The organism is Enterococcus sp. AAFC-DPL-6103 (genome assembly GCF_058216595.1).
Genome location: NZ_CM177102.1, coordinates 783,123 through 801,089, shown reverse-complemented (window position 1 = coordinate 801,089; position 17,967 = coordinate 783,123). Strand labels below are relative to the sequence as shown.

Here is a 17,967-nt window from a genome sequence, read left to right as displayed (position 1 = left end):
TCATTCTTTTACACAATTTACTCAATCATACCTTTCTTTCCCTCTGGATCATTTATCAATTCGATTGAGTTTGTATCAATTATTTTGTAATTATTTCAGTTATATTAAATTTTTCTTTTTTTCACTCATTGAATGAATCTTCACAACTTCCACACAACTCTGTCTTACAATACAAAATGTAAAAATTGAAATGGATAAAAAAGATGTTAGTGGGGAAACTATGATTAAGTTAAAAAAAATCGTCACATGTTCATTTGCGCTAAGTTTACTTTGCATGCCAATTGCCACGCAAGCAGATACTTTAGACGACAAGATCAATGAACAAGAACAAAAAATTGAACAACTACAAAAAAATCAAACTGCTTCTGAACAAGAATTGGCAACCATTAAAGAAAACGTCAGTCAGATTGAAAAAGAAAGTTATAAAATCCTTCAACAAAAAAATACTGAAGAACAAACATTAACTAACTTGATTCAAAAAATAGCTGACTTGAAAGAGAAGATTGCTAAACGTGAGGAACAAATCCAAAAGCAAGCTCGCAATGTTCAAACAAATCAAAATGCCAGCGATATTCTATCTGTGATGGCGGAGTCTGATTCGATCAACGAAGCAATTACCAAAGCATATGCTGTAACAAAACTGATCAGCGCAAACAAAGAGATTATGTCTGAGCAGCAAAAAGATCAAGCTGAATTAGAAACACTTCAAAAGAAATCAGAAGAAAAATTACAATCTTTGATTGAAACAACGAATGAATTACAAGCCAAACAAGATGAGTTGACGAAAGCAAAATTAGATCAAGAGGTTAAAATCAACGAACTATCTGCTAGCTTAGCTACTGAGAAAAAACAGAAAGAAAAATTTGAAAAACAAAAAGTTGAAGCAGAGAAAAAACGTCAAGAGCAACTAAAAGCTTTGGCAAAACAACGTGCTGCTGAAGAAGCTGCTCGTAAAAAAGCAGAAGAAGACGCGCGCAAAGCTCATGAACAAAAACAAAAAGAACTCGCTGTGGCTGCTGAAAAAGAGCGCATTGCTAATGAAGCGCAGGCTCAATCATTAGCTGCTCAAAAAGAACAGAAACAAAAGGTTGAATCTTCAAATGAAGTACAAACCGAAAACAACACAGAAAATAGCACACCAGTCGTTTCTGTTCCGGAAGTACCTGAAGAAGATAATGTAACTAAACCAGAAGAAAATACTTCAGGTTGGAGCGCGCCATTAGCTTCACTTGTTATCACGAGTCCTTTTGGTAATCGTGTCGATCCTACTGGCGCGTCCGGTACATCTCACGACGGAATTGATTTAGCTGGAGCTTCTGGAACACCCGTTTTTGCTGCAAAAGCTGGAAAAGTTGTTGAAGCTGGCTATCATTGGTCTGCAGGAAACCATGTCATTATCCAGCATGCTGATGGCTATTATTCTTATTATATGCATTTAAGTAGTTTCTCTACGAATGTTGGTGCCTCTGTTAATGCAGGAACACTTCTAGGCGGTATGGGAACAACAGGAAATTCAACTGGGGTTCACCTTCATTTTGGTGTCTCAACAAGTTTATGGTCTAATTTTGTAGATCCAGCCCCATTATTAGGTATTTAAGTTAAGAAAAGCGCGAAACAGAATGCGCATTTTTCAAAAGAATTAGCTGTTACGCTATTTTTGAAAAATGATATTCTTGTCTCACGCTTTTTTTGTATGCTGGTAATAGAAGCTACTTATTCTGCTGTTTGAATTTCTTCTGCTAAGTTGGCATAATCGATTTCATTATCAACAAATGTTCCGTCATTGACTGGAAAATGTTGAATAAGCGATTCGATACGACTACTTTCCACTAGGCCATTTGCTAATTCAAAATCAATCACATGCCCACCGAATGTTTTGCTTTTATCAAGAAAATGCAAATGGAATCCGGCAGCTGCTACTCCTTGAAATAATTCAGGAGTAAAGAATCCGACTAATGTTCCTTCCACTTCTTCTTGATGAAATTCTGGTTGGTCTTGCGAAACTTCTACAAGTCTTTTATAAGGTTTTTCTTGTTTTGGCATGATACGAATATGCATATTTTTAAATACCCCAGTAATTTTAACTGCAATAAATAAATTTTTCCCTGCTTCTTCTGCCAAAATCGTTTCTTTTAATACATCACCTAGATGAGGCGTTGTGATTTCGATACTTCTATCTGGTGTAAAATCTGTTACAGCTGCATAAGGTGTTTTTTCTTCACCTGTCAAACGCACAACTGAACCATCTGATTTTCCTTGATAAGCGACTCCATCCACAATAATAACTTCCCCATCTAAACCGTGGAGCGTTCCTAATCCTAACGTTCCGTGCTTCAAGACCTCAGCCATCTTTTCCGTTCCATCCATCAATCCTGCCATCAATGCACCTAGTGTACCGTGTTGGTATAAACTTGCCTCTGTCATTCTACACACATCCCTTTTCTTAATAGAATTGATCCGGTAAGATCGTTTCACCGAGTTTTTCATTATCCCGATAATCAATTGGAATATCAATGATTACAGGTCCTTCAGTGGCAAAACCATCAGTTAAAGCTTGTTCTAGTTCCTGAACATTCGTTGCTCGAATTCCTTTTGCACCAAAAGCTTCTGCATATTTAACAAAGTCAACCGGACCAAAGTCAACACCTGATGACCGTTGATATTTCATTTGTTCTTGGAATTCAACCATATTATAGTGACCATCATTCCAAATCAAGTGAACGATATTTAGTTTTTTTCGTACAGCTGTTTCTAAATCTTGTGCAGAAAACAGGAAGCCACCATCACCAGAAACTGAAACGATTTGCGTATTTGGACGAACTAGTGCAGCTGAAATTGCCCATGGTAAAGCCACACCTAATGTTTGCATTCCATTACTAAATAGTAAGTGACGTGGTTCGTAGCTTCTAAAGTGACGTGCCATCCAAATATAGTGACTACCTACGTCAACGGTGACGGTCATTTCGTCAGTCACTTTTGATTGTAATGTGTTAATGACTTCTAATGGATGTAAAATTCCTTCGTCTTCTGTCTTTTCTACAACATCGCGAGCTGTTAATTTTTCTTGTAATGAGTCAAGATATTCATTCGCATCACCCGAGACTTGTTGCGCTTCTAAAGAATCGCTAAGTAAATCAAGCGTTGCCGCAATGTCACCAATCAATTCTCTTTCTGGTTGCATAAATGAATCGATTTCAGCTGGTGTCTCATCGATGACAATGATTCTTGCATCTTTTTCTGCATTCCAGTTACGTGCTTCATATTCAATCGGATCATAACCGATGGCGATGACTAAATCACTTCGTTTTAATAACATATCACCAGGTTGATTTCTAAACAAACCTACTCTCCCAAAGAAATGTGATTCTAATTGACGTGAAATGACGCCTGCAGCTTGGAATGTTTCAACAACAGGTAATGAAGTTTTTTCCACTAATTTGCGAATAGCTGCGGTTTCCTTTTCACTTGAACCACGCATTCCCACCAATAAAACAGGCAGTTTAGCTTCACGAATGCGCTCAGCTAAGTAGCTGATATCATTAGCAGATGCAGAACCTAATTGTGGATCACTTAAAGGTTGGATCACATCACTTTTCACCGGTGCATCAACGACATCCTGTGGAATACTGATAAAGCTTGCACCTTTTTTTGAACTTTTCGCCATACGATACGCATTAGCAATCACTTCTGAAATTGTTTCTGGATCTTGGATTTCCGCACTGTACTTTGTAATTGGTTTAAATAATGCTGCATTATCCATACTTTGGTGCGTCAGTTTTAATAAATCACTTCGTTTTACTTGTCCGCCAATTGCTAATACTGGATCGCCTTCGGCAGTTGCTGTTACTAACCCAGTTGCTAGATTACTTGCACCAGGACCACTTGTCGCAATAACAACTCCAGGTTCACCAGTAATTCGACCAATTGCTTGTGCCATAAATGCCGCATTTTGTTCATGCCGAGTCACGATCAATTCAGGGCCTTGGTCTTCTAATTCATTGAATACACCATCGATTTTTGCGCCAGGGATACCAAAGATATAATCTACGTGATGATTAATCAAGCTTTCTACTACAGCTCTAGAACCTTGTTTCATTTCTTTTTCCATCATACAACTTCCTTTAACAGCTTATTTTCTTTTAACTCAGATAATAAACAAGCAAGACAAAGTAATACAGTTTATATATCTGTTACAAAAAATAGTATAGCATGACTTATAGGATTTGTTTAGTAATAAGCTAAATAAATTTCAAGAAATAGTAACAGTTCACTCGACATCTATTACACTACTATAAATAATCAAACTTTCTTTGTCATATTTTTATAAGTTTCCATTTCTTTTTGTCTTTCAATTACTTTTAGCTGAAGAAACAGCCATTCCATAAAAAAAATATTTCTCACTAAAAAATGCTCAAATTGCTGTCAAGACTGCTTTTACATTAAATAACACTCTCTTCTTCCTATCACGCGGTAATTTTAGAAATTTACTTTACTCTTTATAAACTTTAACTTTAGATGTGGTTGTCGAGGAGTCACCTCGACCGCTGCAAAAATATTTTATCAAGGGGAGAAAAGAAAAAATGAAGACAACAAAATGGAAAACGTTGCTAGCAGCTTCGATGGCAGGATTGACACTATTATCTTCTGCACCACTTCAAGCATTTGCAACTGAAACACAAGGGAATAATTCTGGTTTGGTAATGGATGACACATCAAATGTCATCAACGGATTAACAGACGCACACATGTGGTCAAATGACAACGGCGCTTCTTGGACACGTGGAAAAGAAAACCAAGTTTTTAAAGGAACTCAAAAAGTCATCGTTGCAAATTACGATGAACAAATCGCATCTGCTCAAACTTGGTCAGCAAAATCTTATGCTGGTGGATCACTGGTTATCTATAAAAACGCATTATGGACAAATTCTTATTGGGCAGAAGCGAATCAAGCGCCTGGTTCTGCACCAATGTGGACAAAAGTAAAAGATGTTCCAGCTGGAATTGCAACATTTAATTTCAACAAATTTACAGGTGCAGCCGCTGATGACTATCAAAAGGTCCAAGCTGAAACTGTTCAAAATCAGAAAAAAGTTATTGGTTATTTCGCTAACTGGCAAGGTTACAAAACAGATTATGAACCAAATAATGCTGACTATAACTATAGCCAAGGCGTTCTTGATGGAAAAGGATATGATCCAGTTGACGTACCTTTCGATAAAATCACGCACGTAAACTATGGCTTCATGATTATTGATCCTAAGACAGGAAAATTAACTTCAAACGACGCTTGGGCAGATTTTGATGATACTGTATCAGGTGGTGGGAAAAACTATATCGGCCAAATTACTGACATGGCGGATGAAAATGACGTAGCAGCAATGGTTTCAATCGGTGGTTGGAACAATTCAGTTAACGATATGGCTTTTGATATTGTGACAAAAACACCTGAAAAAATGGATGCTTTCACAGATGAAGCAGTTAAATTTATGTTAGATCATAACTTTGATGGTATTGATATCGATTGGGAATACCCGGACAACGCCGATCGCCAGACAAAATTTATTGCCTTGATGAAACAGCTACGTGAAAAATTAACAGTGGCAGGAAAAGAAAATGATACATATTATCAATTAAGTATTGCTGTAACAGCTTCACACGAAAAAATGGAATTTATCGCTCCTGAAACAGTCAATGAGTACGTTGATAACTTCAATGTCATGACTTATGATTTCCGTGGTGGATTTGATACACAAACAGGGCATCACTCTGGATTGTATGCAACTGAAACAGATAAAGACCAAAAATTCAACGTTTCTTCCGCAATGAAAGAATACAGCGAAACATATAACATTCCTAAAAACAAATTAATGGTGGGTATGAGTTACTACTCACGTGGATTTGCAAATGTGGAATCTGGTGAACTAGGTGCTGCAAGTAGTGGTGCTCCAGTCGGCGGCACTTGGGATGATCCTTACCAACCAGCTGGCCTAAAACCTTGGTGGCAAATCAAAGACCTCGAAGCTCAAGCGAACGAAGATCCTAATGACAGCTTAGTTGCTAAATGGGACGATCAAGCAAAAGCACCATATATTTACGATGCAGACGCAAAAGAATTCTATTCTTATGATAATATCCAATCAATCCAAGAAAAAGTAAATTGGACAATTAAAAATGAATACGGTGGTGCTATCGTTTGGGAATTAGGTTATGATACAACGGATGCGGAATTAGGATCAATCGTTAAAAATATTTTAACCGAGAAAACAGAAGTTGCTTCATTAGATATTGGTATTGTCCGTGATACAAACTTAGTGACAATGCGTCTAGATTATGACTCACAAAAGACTGCAAATGATTATCGTGTTAAAATCAATGATCGCTATATATTCTCTAACCAAAATGGTGTGAATTATTATTCGTATAAAACAAAAGAAACAGAAGGTTATTGGAATGGCACATGGTCAATTTATCATGGCAATCTGCAATTGAAACAAGGAGACAAGATCACGTTAGATGTGAAACGTGAAGGTTCATCTGAGTTTGAAGCATTAGATCAAATTACTGTAACTGATGAAATGTTACCAAATGTAGATGAACGTAAAAATGATGTTTCAGATTTAAAAGTAATTGGTAAAAAAGTTAGCGTGACTTTGGCTAAAGAGCCACAAGAAAAAAATCATCATTATGTTGTAACTAGAAATGGTAATTATATCATGTCAAGCGATCTAGGAACAGTTTACTACTCTTATCTTGATCGTAGTTCAGATCCTTATATTTGGACAAGAAATCTTGATGATTTAAAAGTAGGCGATAAATTAGAAGTCTACTTAGCTGGCGATTATTACAAAACAAAGTTACATTCTTACAAAACAATTACTGTTACACAAGAAATGTTAGATGCTAAATAATTCAAGATAAACAAAAAGAAACTACGATATCCATGCCGTAGTTTCTTTTTTGTTGTGCTCGTCTTCCCCTTTTGTTTACTAACAAAACTTTGAGGGCTTATTTTTATCATTTATTTTCACTTTTCGCTAAATTATTAAAAAAAGCAACGTATTAAAACCTTTATCTACCAACAAGTCAGAGTGTTTTAATCAAACTTGTCTAATCGAAAAGAAACAATTACAATTAAACAGTAGTGTAGAACGCATAAAGAGTGGTGTAACAGACAATGGAACTTTTTAATTTACTCGAAAAAAATGGTAAAATCCAGATTTCGATTATTCATTATTTATTAGATAAAAATTTAACAGCAGATATTCCTAAACTGTTAAATGATTTAGCAGTTACTCCTTTTCTTTTTCATAATAATATCGAAGAATTAGCTTTTATTTTAAAAGCGTTAGAACTTGATTTGAGTCTTGAAATCAATCACGAAAAGAATCAAATTACTTTAAAAAAAAGCAACCAAACAAATCTAGATAAACTATACTATTACTACCTCCAAGAATCGACGAAATATCAGATTTTACTCCATCTGTACCATCATTCTAGCTATTCGATCTATGAATTATCTCAACGATTTTTAATTAGTGAAGCTGCAGTTTATCGGCATATTACAAAACTCAATGATTTGTTAGAAGAGTTTAACATCAAAATTCGGCGAGGAAAAATAACTGGTGATGAATTACAGATTTGTTACTTTTTCTTCCAACTAATTTGGAATTCAGTTCCTTTAGAAGAACTTCATCAAAAAGAAAACGATCGCAATAGTTTATTGTTCGTTTCCTTTCTGGAAAAAAAATTAAAGCAACAGTTTGGTACCACTACTCGTTTAAAACTTTATTTGTGGATCTGGATTTTGAAGAAAAGGACAAAAAAATTAACGAATCCACCTTCTGTCGAAACGATGGCTATCTTAGGGAAAGACTACCTTGAAGAACCTATTTATCAATTGGTTCGTGAATCCTATTTTCTCTCTGTAAGTCCCTCTGCTGAATTACAATTCGAATACAAAGCAACTTACTTATATTTATTTATTTCTTCCTTCTTTGTTCTCGAACGTAGTCATCGCTCTTTACTTCCAACCAATGAGTGGCCGACATTCAATCCAAAAGTCATCCAACTGAATCAGATGGTCGTGGAACAAGTCAAAACAGCCTATCATCTTGACTCTGAAGACATCGATCCACAGTTTATTCAAGAATGGAAGTACTTTTTAACACAGTTGAACAGCACGATCGTTTATTTTAAAGGAAATATCACTTTTTTCGAAGAAGAAATGTTGTTTGAGCGACTAGTTAATCAATCGATTTTTACACCAAATTTTGAACTCGTTCAAACAATCATTCAAGAAACAGAAGATATTCTTGGTTTTACTCTTCTTGAAACAACCAAACAGTTAGTTACACGAATCCACCTTTACTTTATCAATCAAATGCGCCGTTTTTCTCAATTAACGATTCAAATTGGCGTTTTTTTTAATCGGGACAACTTACAGACAAATATCGTGATGGAAAGTATCAAAAACGAGTTCGACACAAAATTTTACATTCATTGCGAAGAAGCTGACATCAATAAAAAATATGATTTGCTGATCTCTGACTCTGCATTTGCCACGCATCAGTTTTCATTTAAAGACTTATACATCATCAATGATTTCAAGACACAAACAGACATTCAAGCTTTAACTCTGCTACTTAAAGACTATTCAAAGAAAGAAGGAATATAATTGAAAGTCATCGTTATCGGCGGCTCCCATGCTGGAATTGCTGCTAGTAAATTTTTGAAAAAATTAGATTCAAATGTCGAAGTATACTTAATTGAAAAGTCAAAAGTTCTGGGCTTCATTCCAAGTAGCGTCAATTTGATTTTTAATGGATTATTTACCGCAAATGAAATCGAAAAAGGTGAAGTGGGTGATCAATCAACACTCGAAAATCTAGGTATCCATTTACTTCTTGAAACAACCGTTAGCAACATCGACTTGAAAAAAAAAGAAGTGACTTATCAAAGTAACTTGCATAAGGAGACTACTATCCAAACATTCGATAAACTCATTTTAGCAATGGGATCTGATCGCTTCAGCCCGTTGATTCCAGATACGGAAGAGACTCACCAAAATATTATTACGTATAAGAGTCGTTCAAAAACAATTGAAGCCTATCAAAAAATCAATGAAAGTGACCAAATCGCTATCATTGGTGCCGGTCTGATTGGTTTGGAATTAGCTAGTAGTTTGGCTGCACAACCGGATAAAAAAATAACAATTATCGAGCAGATGAATCGCCCGGCGTTTCGCTATTTTGATGAAGAAATTACTAACATTTTGTTGCAACATATACCTGACTCGATTGATTTACGGCTATCGGAAAGTTTCAATCACTATCAAGTAATTAATAAAAGTGGCAAAGAACAATTAGAAGTTCAATTCTTCTCGGGACAAACGAAAGTTGTCGATACCTGCGTCTTTGCAGTTAATCCTAAACCCGAAATTGAATTAGTTGAGCATTTGATTGATCTTGATTTCGACCAAACAATCTTAGTAAATGATTTCATGCAAACTTCTAATCCAGATGTCTATGCAATTGGTGATTTGGTCAAATTGCCATTCGGCGTTCATGGTGAACCAGCCTACCTGCCACTTATTGGAAATGCACGTAAAACTGCATTGGTCGCTGCCAGCCACATTACATTACCTGATCCACAGCCAATTCCTAATTCTCAGCGAGCAATTGGAACAGAAATCTTTGGTGTCTTCCTCGGTAGTACTGGAATTACAAAAGACGAAGCGGATTTTTATGATTTAGAAACAACTTCGATCACTAAAACATATACGCATTTTTCTAAGTATCATGCCAATAAAGGTTTCTTTGTCACAATCAAAGTGCTGTATGATAGCCAAACTAAACAGTTATTTGGTGCCCAGTTGATTAGCAGCCAAAAAGATATGTTGGATTTGATCAATATCCTTACGCAAATGATTATCGATCAAGCAAGTGTTGACTCACTTGTTTTTTCTGAAATTTATTACAATCCAAAATTATCACCTGCAACTAATTTTTTGGCTGATATCGGTTTAGATGCTTTAAACAAATAAATAGACAGCAACCTCTATTATTCTATTTGAGGTTGCTGTCTATTTTAAAAATAAAAAACTGCAAACAACGTTTAGACATCTGATTGTCCAACTTCGTTTGTAATTTTTATTAGGTTTTTATTTCGTTTCTGTTTCTGACTCTTCCTCTTTTTTTCTTCTCTTAAGAAGAATGATCCAGAATATTCCTAATAGAATGATTGCAAGGAGAATGCCAAAAACAAGATAAATCCACATTGGAATGGCTGTTTTCTTGCCTGCATCAATCGTTGCTCCATTGATTTCTTTGGCTTGTTTATCTGAAATCGTGAAGTTTTCATCAAACACCCACTCATTGTCTTTTGCATCTGTTACACGCAGATGCAAGCTATATTCGCCAGCTTCAAGTGGTTCTTTTTCCCAATCGATTGCAAAACGATAGCTTGAGTTTGGCGCTAATTGCATATCAGTATCGTAAGCCACGTGACGCACTTCTTTGTTCGTTTTACGATTTTTTACCGTTGCGTCATAAGTTAAATGACCATAGGCATCCATTGTTGGATTTTCTAAGATAGCTACTACACTAGTTTTTCCAAATGAAATAGCAGGTTCAACTTTTTTCAACTCTAACTTTCTTGCTATTTCTGTGTCCGTTTCAGTTAGTTTCAAGCCTAAGATATACCCGTAACTATTCACGATTCCTTTTTGATCTTTATCTGCTTCTTTCACCACTTGGATTGCTGCTAAAATTTGACCATCAAAGCGATCTTTGGGCATCGTTAACGTAATTGGCACATTTTTACTGCTTTTTTTAGGAACAGTTACTGTATCTGCTACTTTTGCAATCGAATCAATCGCATAAGGATAACTATTCTTTTCCGATTCCGCTTTTTCATTGTAGTCAATAAACCCTTGGCTATTCGTGTAGGCTTGATTGATCCCCATTTTATAAGTTGCATCCTCATTTGAAGTATTGTTGATTTTTACATTGATGGTTTGTTCTTGTGCTGGTTCCATTCGTAAATCGAAAAAACTTTTTTCTTTGTCAATTTGGTTCTCTGGAATGACTGCTTGGATATCATAACCAACTTCACCGGCATCTTCTTGTGCAAATGCTGGTAATGGTGCTGTCAAAAGCAAACTCAACAACAACAAACTACTTGCTATCAGTCGCGACTTCTTTATTTGTTTGAACATTCTTGATTTCTCCTTATTTTAAACATTGAATAAAGAAGCCGCGCAGATGCGCAGCTTCTTGGCATTCGTACATTGATTACTTGTGTTTCTTGATTATTTTGCGTCTGCTGTGTTGTATAGTTGGTATTGGATGCTTCCAGCTAATGTATCACCTGCAACTAATGCACGATCTGTATCAGTAAAACCGATTGAGACCTTGTTCACAGTTGTTTCGATCAAACCAGTGTTGTTGGCAGCTGTTTTAGTAGCTTCCGCTTTCGCTACGATTCCTTCAGCACCTGTTGCAGCAAGCTCTGTACCATCGATTTGGAATGAATCAACTGTGAATTCTTTTGAATCTGAAGAGCGAGTCAATTTGTTATTAGCAACATTGGCTTTAACAGACCATTCACGATCGATACGGTCATTGAAGACTTCGATTGTTTCATCTGTTAAATCAGCAGTCAAATTATATGTTGCATTTTGTAGTTTTGATTCAAAGTTATAAGCAGCTGGTACTTTTTCTAAAGTCAACATTTTTTGATTTGGGTCTGTTGGGTCAAGAGGATCTGTTGGATCGTCGTTATCAGTGATAACAACTTCTGTTGGTGTTTCTCCTTTTTGATCGACTACTTCTTGTGCGTGAACACTTGTTGCTCCTATAGTTGTTAATACCATTGCGCTTAATGTCATACTTACGATTTTTGTGCTTTTCATTTTAATATTCTCCTTTAAATTTGGTTATTATAAAAAATTAGTTATAAAAACTAATCTATTTCCGGTGTGTTTAATAAAGTAACTATTTGTTGACCAACAAACTCCCCTATAGGTAAATTCGCCGGCAGTTCTAAATGGATCTTTTGCTTCTCAATTTGATAATAGTACTTAGTTGATTGAGAAGAGTAAGCTTCCAAGATCGTTGCAGTCTCATTTGGATCGGCTGCAATTTTTTGTGGTGTTGCCTGAACGACTTCTCCTGATTGATCGGTACTCAATCTCCCTTGACCAAGTAATACTTTCACTTGATATTCCTGACCATTCGCAAATGTTGAAAGCTGATAGGTCAATTGCCAAGGGCTTTTTTTATTTTCCCGTTGATCCCTAACAGCAATCAACAGGTCACCAGTTGCTTGAATTTCTTGTTCATGAGCTGATTTTTGATAAGTGCCAAAAGTTGGTGCTGTCACTTTTTCTAACTTGATTGGACTTTCTACAATGGTGACATTCATTGGTGTCTGATCTTCTTCTCCTGAAACTTCTTGCGCAGAAGCTGGAACTGGGAGCAAAAGACAAAGTAGTAATCCGACGAAAATAAACTCAATTCGTTTCTTCATCTTCGGCGTCCCTCCTTCTCAACCAGAAAACCAAGAACGCGATTCCGATGAATAATGTTCCAACAAACGAAAGCATGAATGCCCTCGTTTCATTGGTTTTAGGTAGTAATGAATGACTATTATTCCCACCTATTTCCCCAGGTTGATTATTCTTTCCGTTGACGATCCGAAAAGTGACTTGCTGTTCATCTATATCAAAGTTAGGTTGCTCACTAGCAAAAGTATCCAGACTGCTAAATAACAAAAGTCCAAATACGATCATCAAGCTCTGAATGATTCTTTTTTTCATTCCTTTGCCCCCCTACTCCGGTACTTCCGTGTCATAAAGATTCCACTTCACAACAGCTTTACCACTATAATCACCGACACGCATGTAATTATCACTTTGAAGCAAGACACCTTCTGATTCGTTCCATGTTTTAGTCGTCATAAAGTCCGTTGGTGTCACGTCCCCTTTACGCATCACAAGCACAGGGTCTGACATTATCGATTGTGCAGTACTTGAGCCATCATTTTTAAAGACAAAATCAAATGGTGTAGCCTCTGTCAACTCAGCCTGTACATATAATGACCAAGTTGAAGTATCTTCACGACTATCAAAAACACTCAATGTCATTGGATTATCACTATCTCTAATCAAAGTTCCTTTTGATTCACTCGCTTTTCTTCCAGTCCAACTTAATATGTCTGGCGCAGTTTCAAATGAAAGTTTCCCAGTGACATTCAACGTCAATTTCAATGTTTGTACCTCATCACCACGTGTCATGGTAATTGTATACTCATTCATTCCCGGGACAATTTTATCTGAAGGAATATGCCAATTATAGCTATTGAACTCTGTTGAACCTGTTGCGACGATTTGAGCGAACTCATTAGTTGCATTAGGATTCTTTCGATTGATCTTGAATTTTAAAATATCCCCATCATCTTCATCTTTCCAATAGAACGTCAAGTCATACCCATCAGCTACTTCTGAACGATCTTTTGTATCCGTCTTTTCAGTAACTACATCAGGTGTTTCCCAAGACAAAACTGTTGGGTGTTCGGGTTTTGGAACGATCCAGTAGGGTACCTCTTCTCCTTGAAAACTTCGTATATCACCAACCGTATTTTCTCTAGCTGAAATCTGACTATTGAAATAAGTTTTTGTTATTGACCCCTTTGATTTCAGAGTTGCCGTATATTCAAAAGTACTGTCTTGACCAATACCAACGTTACTACTTGGATTAAAGTTCACGGTCACGATTCCTTCCTCACTTACTGAACCTGTGACCCCAGCAACTTCTTTATGATTAACTTTGATGTTTTTGATGCCTTTTGAAAGATCGTACAAATTTGGATCTAAGTAAGATTCCCATTTGGTTACATCGTAAACGTCCTCTGCTTGCGCATCTATTGCAAAGTTAGACTTCATAGTCACTTCTTCGCCATATTCAACAGATGGCAATGAATCGTTGTACTCTGCTGAGTCATTTTTGTCAACAATGGAAGTATCGTTAGTCGTTACATCATCGTTAACAGCTGCGCCTAGATCTACTGGCACTTGGGTGAAAACAAATTTTGTTTGACCACTTGCTGCTCCGTTTGCTGCGGTGAATCCCCAATAAGCTTTTCCTTCATTGGCACTTAATTTCAATTGTGCTTCAAGATCAGTATAAGGAATGGTTGTTTCATTGGTTTTGACTCCAGTTAAAGGATTTTCTAAGTAGTAGGAAAATTTTTGTGTTGCTTTGTTAAAGTCATAACGAAATTCATACCACGTCCCATTTTGAATACTCCCCAAAGCCGTAAGCCCTCGGTGATTGATTATTGCCGTATAGCCATGAGCACCAATTCCTAAGAAACCACTGTTCCACCAAGAACTTCCTCCCATAGAGATATAACCGTTCGCTAAATCACCAGGATAGGCATACGCCATATGGGGGATGATTTTTGTATTAGCCGATTGACCATCATAATTGGTGCCGTCACTTTCGTTTGCATCCGTATTTCCATAAAGGTCAAACTCAACTGCAACAGAATTTTTAATAGCAAAAACATTTGGTCTTTTACTCTCTTCTTTTCCCCATGAATTCGTTCCACCATAAACACCTAAGTTTTGTCCGTCACTCTTCGAATTGGCAGTAGTTAACGCTTGGCTTTTTGCAGGATCATTTTGCATCACAAAAGCAAATCCATCTGCTTGTTCTGTCCCAAAGTTCACATACGTTCTTCCGTGAAAATCCTGATTAAAATCTAAGCGATATTTGTCATTCGACCAAACACCGACAGCTCGATTACTTCCTGAAAGAGAAATTTCATCATACGGCATTCCGTTATTCTGGTCCGGTGAACCGGATAGAATCACTTCTCCAGCAGAAATATTAGTACCATTGGGTCTACTTTTTGCAATCGTAGAAAAAATCCCATCTAATTTAATCGCTCCTTTAGGTACAATCGGATTTCCTGTCCCTAATGATGCACGCGTTAACCCACTTCTTGCTGCAATAGCTGGCGCAGCAGTACGTTTTGTTTCTGAACTGGAAGTTTCTTTTGTCCTTTCAGTTGTTGCCTTAGATGAGGAACTCGTTGCTGATTCAATTGAAGTTGTTGCTTCAGTCGTTTCATTCATAGTTTCTTCTGATTCGTCTATCGAGCTCTCAGTAGCTGTTGTATTTTCTTCTGTTGTGTTCATTTCCTCACTGCTTGTTTCTTCTGTTGCAGTATAAGAAAAGTCATACGATTTTTTTTGGTTCAAGAAAACTTGTTTTTCCTCTTCACTTATCACTGGGGAAATTTTCAGCGTGTAATCGAATTGCTGGGGAATTTGTTTCGTTTGGATCTCAAGTCCTATTGTTTGAGCTTGCTGATTCTTTTCACCAATTTGATAAACACCATTTTTATCTGGTATCAATTCTTGTTCTTTATCTGGTTGGTAAATACTAAGGACATCAGTAGGTTCAGTAATAGTGAAAGTCATTTGACGATTTGCTTCAGATGCTGCTTTTTCAATCAATACCGTCCAAACAAGATTTCCAGATTCAACTTGCTCTACTTTTTTGAGCGAAACATTGCCAACTTGATTTTGGTTTTCTTGCGTACTTTCCGTGGTCACAGCCTGAACGATTTTTGGCGAAGCCAACATTGACGGTGCAACAAGTAATGAAACTGTGACTTGTAAAACCAACATTTTTGTAAACTTTTTCACTTTTTCTCCTCCCTTCTGCTTGTTTTACTATATTGATTTTGTGCATGAACAACTTAAGTACACAGAACATCGTTTTATTCCATAACTTAGTATATTCATTTTTTCTGAAAATTTTTATCAGATTTTTTTCGTTTTTCAAAAAAACGTGAGAGTTTCGTCGACAAAACAGTTTCAAATCAACAGTTAAACAGCTAACATTAAGTAAGAAAGCCTTTTTTTCACTCAGTGAGAATGAACTTATATCTGATTTTTTACACAAAAAAGAGCAGGACATCTAAATTGTCCTGCTCTTTTTGCTCGTACTTTGTTCACAACCTCAGTTGAAGAAGTCTTGTAAATCAATTTATCAAAAGACGATTGCTGAACTATTATTTAACATCTTTATAAATTTCATTTCACACCTATTTCTTTTTCACTTTATGTAAGTGGCTAACTCTGCATTACCAAGTTCACTTCCTTCAGCTACTTGTTACACATTCATTAAACGATTTTTTTTAAGCTTATCGCTATTTGTTGATAAAATAATAACAGCTGAATTTTTACCTTCTTGTTCTAAAAAAGCTAAATCGACCGTTAAAAGTTTTGTTCGACGATCAACGATTTGCCATACAGTTTAAAAGGCAGTCCATCCAAATCAACTGTGTCGATTCTAATATTTATTAAGACCTCTATACCATCGTTTGTTCGGATGCCAATCGCACGTTTCGTTGGAAAAATCGTTATCACCTGAACAGGGTAATCATCATTTGTTTCTGGAAGTACAGCGTAGCCATCTCCCATCATTCTTTTTGAGCATACTTCATCTTTTATCTCTGGCAAATCAATAGGTTTACCAAAATAGGGTGAATATAACTTTTCTTTCTTATTTTTCTTGAAAAACATTTAAACTCCTCCTCATACTATTTTGGAACAATAAAAAAAGATTTAGTTAGAAATGACAAAGATAGATATCTTTACCATTTCCAACTAAATCTTGCCTACCAAATAGTAACACTTTAGTTGAATGTATTTTATTCATTTAATTTAACAACAGTCTATCCTTTTAAGAAAGCCGTCAATAAGTGCAAATAGATTTTCTTTAGATTGACTAAGCTGTATCTGATTTTTGGACTAAAAGAAGTTTTTAGGAGAATGTCATACTGAAAACTAATCATATCCATCCTTTTATACTCTAAAATGGATGGATAATAGGAAGAAAACTTTTAATATAGTTCCTAACAATTTACATTTTTTCGTCGTCCGTATTATTTTACCTAAAATTTTCCATACAAACAGTATTATCACAAAAAAATCGAGCTAAACTTTTTTAAGTTTTATTCCTTAATTACATAAAAACCATCACATTTTTATTGCTATCATGATTTAAGACCAAAAATTATCTCTTTGAGGACAACTTTTACAAGTAATTTATTTGTCATGTTATGGTTCAACTGTAACAAAAATCTCTTTAAGGAGCGTGTTTACTCATGCGATATAAGAAAATGTTAACCCTAACAGAAATGCAACAAACAATTGGTGGAGGCGCGAATAAAACACAAAAATGTATTGCTGGAGTTGCAGGTGGATTAATTACCGGAGGTGTAGGCGGTGGCATAAAAGGATTCGGCGTAGGCGGACCTTGGGGAGCTGCAGCAGGGGGCGTACTTGGTGGTGCTGGTGCAGGATTAGCTGCAGCGGCGACTTTTTGCTAATGGATAATCAATCAAAAAAAATCTGCTACTTCTTGATTAGTGACGTGATTCTTTGTATCGGAACACTAATTTTGTTTCTTTTTTCGGGACTGTCAGTTAAGGACGCTTTGCGATCTCCAATCATGATTTTTGAATATATTTATATTACTGTTACTTGGATTATTTACTTTTTTACGAAACAAAAAAAATAATAGTGGGAGGACATATGGACAATAAACGTGTATTATCAACAAAGGAAATCCAAAATATTACCGGAGGCGGATTAAGTAACTTCGGAAAATGTGCAGCTGGCACATTTGGAGGAATGTTTACAGGTATGGGAACACTTGGACTAGCTGGCTCAGCTATTGGACCCGCGGGTACTGTACTTGGAGGGACTTATGGTGCGCTTGGTGGAGCATTGACTGGTGCTGCAGCTAGTTGTTAAAAGATGCGCATTTGTTTAACAAACCCTAAGAAATTCTGCGACTGTTGCACATTTTTATTTCTATGTTCCCGAAAGGAATCATCACTCCTGTTTATATCATAAGAGAGATAGAAGAAGCAAAATCTAAAAGTCAT

General features: G+C 36.2%; 14 protein-coding genes. 6 read left to right on the top strand and 8 right to left on the bottom strand.

The features are described 5' to 3' along the window. The first annotated feature begins 220 nt into the window (after positions 1-220). Entirely contained in the window at positions 221-1,597 is a 1,377-nt protein-coding gene (locus tag AC4BC3_RS03865; protein WP_490467008.1) for a peptidoglycan DD-metalloendopeptidase family protein, read from the top strand. A 116-nt stretch (positions 1,598-1,713) separates the two neighbouring features. On the opposite strand, the gene budA is transcribed toward AC4BC3_RS03865, so the two are convergent. Next, complete coding sequence (budA, locus tag AC4BC3_RS03860) at positions 1,714-2,424, bottom strand: acetolactate decarboxylase (RefSeq protein WP_490467007.1); 711 nt, start codon at positions 2,422-2,424, stop codon at positions 1,714-1,716. Between the two features lie 19 nt (positions 2,425-2,443). Further along, positions 2,444-4,108 carry an acetolactate synthase AlsS gene (gene alsS, locus AC4BC3_RS03855; protein ID WP_206909814.1) on the bottom strand — a complete coding sequence of 555 codons (1,665 nt, stop codon included), beginning with the start codon at positions 4,106-4,108 and terminating at the stop codon, positions 2,444-2,446. Positions 4,109-4,580: 472 nt separating this feature from the next. On the opposite strand from alsS, the gene AC4BC3_RS03850 reads away from it, so the two are divergent. The 3 genes from AC4BC3_RS03850 (at position 4,581) to AC4BC3_RS03840 (ending at position 10,042) form a co-directional block, all read left to right on the top strand. After that, the gene (locus AC4BC3_RS03850; protein ID WP_490467006.1) at positions 4,581-6,908 is read left to right on the top strand and encodes a glycoside hydrolase family 18 protein; all 2,328 of its coding nucleotides are present in this window, start codon (positions 4,581-4,583) and stop codon (positions 6,906-6,908) included. A gap of 266 nt (positions 6,909-7,174) precedes the next feature. Continuing rightward, on the top strand, positions 7,175-8,674 hold the full coding sequence (locus tag AC4BC3_RS03845) for a helix-turn-helix domain-containing protein (RefSeq protein WP_490467005.1): 1,500 nt from the start codon (positions 7,175-7,177) through the stop codon (positions 8,672-8,674). Next, positions 8,675-10,042, top strand: coding sequence for an FAD-dependent oxidoreductase (locus AC4BC3_RS03840; protein WP_490467004.1), 1,368 nt, complete (start codon positions 8,675-8,677; stop codon positions 10,040-10,042). A gap of 117 nt (positions 10,043-10,159) precedes the next feature. On the opposite strand, the gene AC4BC3_RS03835 is transcribed toward AC4BC3_RS03840, so the two are convergent. The 6 genes from AC4BC3_RS03835 to AC4BC3_RS03810 form a co-directional block, all read right to left on the bottom strand. Next, positions 10,160-11,215: a WxLIP family cell surface protein gene (locus AC4BC3_RS03835; RefSeq protein ID WP_490467003.1), complete on the bottom strand. Its 1,056-nt coding sequence runs from the start codon at positions 11,213-11,215 to the stop codon at positions 10,160-10,162. 93 nt (positions 11,216-11,308) lie between these two features. After that, complete coding sequence (locus AC4BC3_RS03830; protein WP_242589949.1) at positions 11,309-11,911, bottom strand: hypothetical protein; 603 nt, start codon at positions 11,909-11,911, stop codon at positions 11,309-11,311. A gap of 50 nt (positions 11,912-11,961) precedes the next feature. Beyond that, positions 11,962-12,528 (bottom strand): hypothetical protein, encoded by a 567-nt coding sequence (locus AC4BC3_RS03825; RefSeq protein ID WP_490467002.1) that lies wholly within the window; start codon positions 12,526-12,528, stop codon positions 11,962-11,964. Continuing rightward, positions 12,512-12,817: an LPXTG cell wall anchor domain-containing protein gene (locus AC4BC3_RS03820; protein ID WP_490467001.1), complete on the bottom strand. Its 306-nt coding sequence runs from the start codon at positions 12,815-12,817 to the stop codon at positions 12,512-12,514. Before AC4BC3_RS03820 ends, AC4BC3_RS03825 begins: the two co-directional genes overlap by 17 nt. 12 nt (positions 12,818-12,829) lie before the next feature. Then, positions 12,830-15,715 (bottom strand): L-type lectin family protein, encoded by a 2,886-nt coding sequence (locus tag AC4BC3_RS03815; protein WP_490467000.1) that lies wholly within the window; start codon positions 15,713-15,715, stop codon positions 12,830-12,832. Positions 15,716-16,288: 573 nt separating this feature from the next. Then, positions 16,289-16,597 carry a PTS sugar transporter subunit IIA gene (locus AC4BC3_RS03810; protein WP_490466999.1) on the bottom strand — a complete coding sequence of 103 codons (309 nt, stop codon included), beginning with the start codon at positions 16,595-16,597 and terminating at the stop codon, positions 16,289-16,291. Positions 16,598-17,181: 584 nt separating this feature from the next. On the opposite strand from AC4BC3_RS03810, the gene AC4BC3_RS03805 reads away from it, so the two are divergent. Together AC4BC3_RS03805 and AC4BC3_RS03800 are read left to right on the top strand one after the other, a co-directional pair. Beyond that, positions 17,182-17,406, top strand: a complete 225-nt coding sequence (locus AC4BC3_RS03805; protein ID WP_206909836.1) for a hypothetical protein — start codon at positions 17,182-17,184, stop codon at positions 17,404-17,406. Positions 17,407-17,611: 205 nt separating this feature from the next. Further along, complete coding sequence (locus AC4BC3_RS03800; protein WP_206909837.1) at positions 17,612-17,833, top strand: hypothetical protein; 222 nt, start codon at positions 17,612-17,614, stop codon at positions 17,831-17,833. Positions 17,834-17,967: the final 134 nt, after the last annotated feature.

Bases quoted from the DNA above. Each gene is read 5' to 3' on its own strand.
- AC4BC3_RS03835 (WP_490467003.1), bottom strand. From the start codon at position 11,215: ATGTTCAAACAAATAAAGAAGTCGCGACTGATAGCAAGTAGTTTGTTG.
- budA (WP_490467007.1), bottom strand. From the start codon at position 2,424: ATGACAGAGGCAAGTTTATACCAACACGGTACACTAGGTGCATTGATG.
- AC4BC3_RS03820 (WP_490467001.1), bottom strand. From the start codon at position 12,817: ATGAAAAAAAGAATCATTCAGAGCTTGATGATCGTATTTGGACTTTTG.
- AC4BC3_RS03830 (WP_242589949.1), bottom strand. From the start codon at position 11,911: ATGAAAAGCACAAAAATCGTAAGTATGACATTAAGCGCAATGGTATTA.
- AC4BC3_RS03845 (WP_490467005.1), top strand. From the start codon at position 7,175: ATGGAACTTTTTAATTTACTCGAAAAAAATGGTAAAATCCAGATTTCG.
- AC4BC3_RS03865 (WP_490467008.1), top strand. From the start codon at position 221: ATGATTAAGTTAAAAAAAATCGTCACATGTTCATTTGCGCTAAGTTTA.
- AC4BC3_RS03825 (WP_490467002.1), bottom strand. From the start codon at position 12,528: ATGAAGAAACGAATTGAGTTTATTTTCGTCGGATTACTACTTTGTCTT.
- AC4BC3_RS03850 (WP_490467006.1), top strand. From the start codon at position 4,581: ATGAAGACAACAAAATGGAAAACGTTGCTAGCAGCTTCGATGGCAGGA.
- alsS (WP_206909814.1), bottom strand. From the start codon at position 4,108: ATGGAAAAAGAAATGAAACAAGGTTCTAGAGCTGTAGTAGAAAGCTTG.
- AC4BC3_RS03805 (WP_206909836.1), top strand. From the start codon at position 17,182: ATGCGATATAAGAAAATGTTAACCCTAACAGAAATGCAACAAACAATT.
- AC4BC3_RS03810 (WP_490466999.1), bottom strand. From the start codon at position 16,597: ATGTTTTTCAAGAAAAATAAGAAAGAAAAGTTATATTCACCCTATTTT.
- AC4BC3_RS03800 (WP_206909837.1), top strand. From the start codon at position 17,612: ATGGACAATAAACGTGTATTATCAACAAAGGAAATCCAAAATATTACC.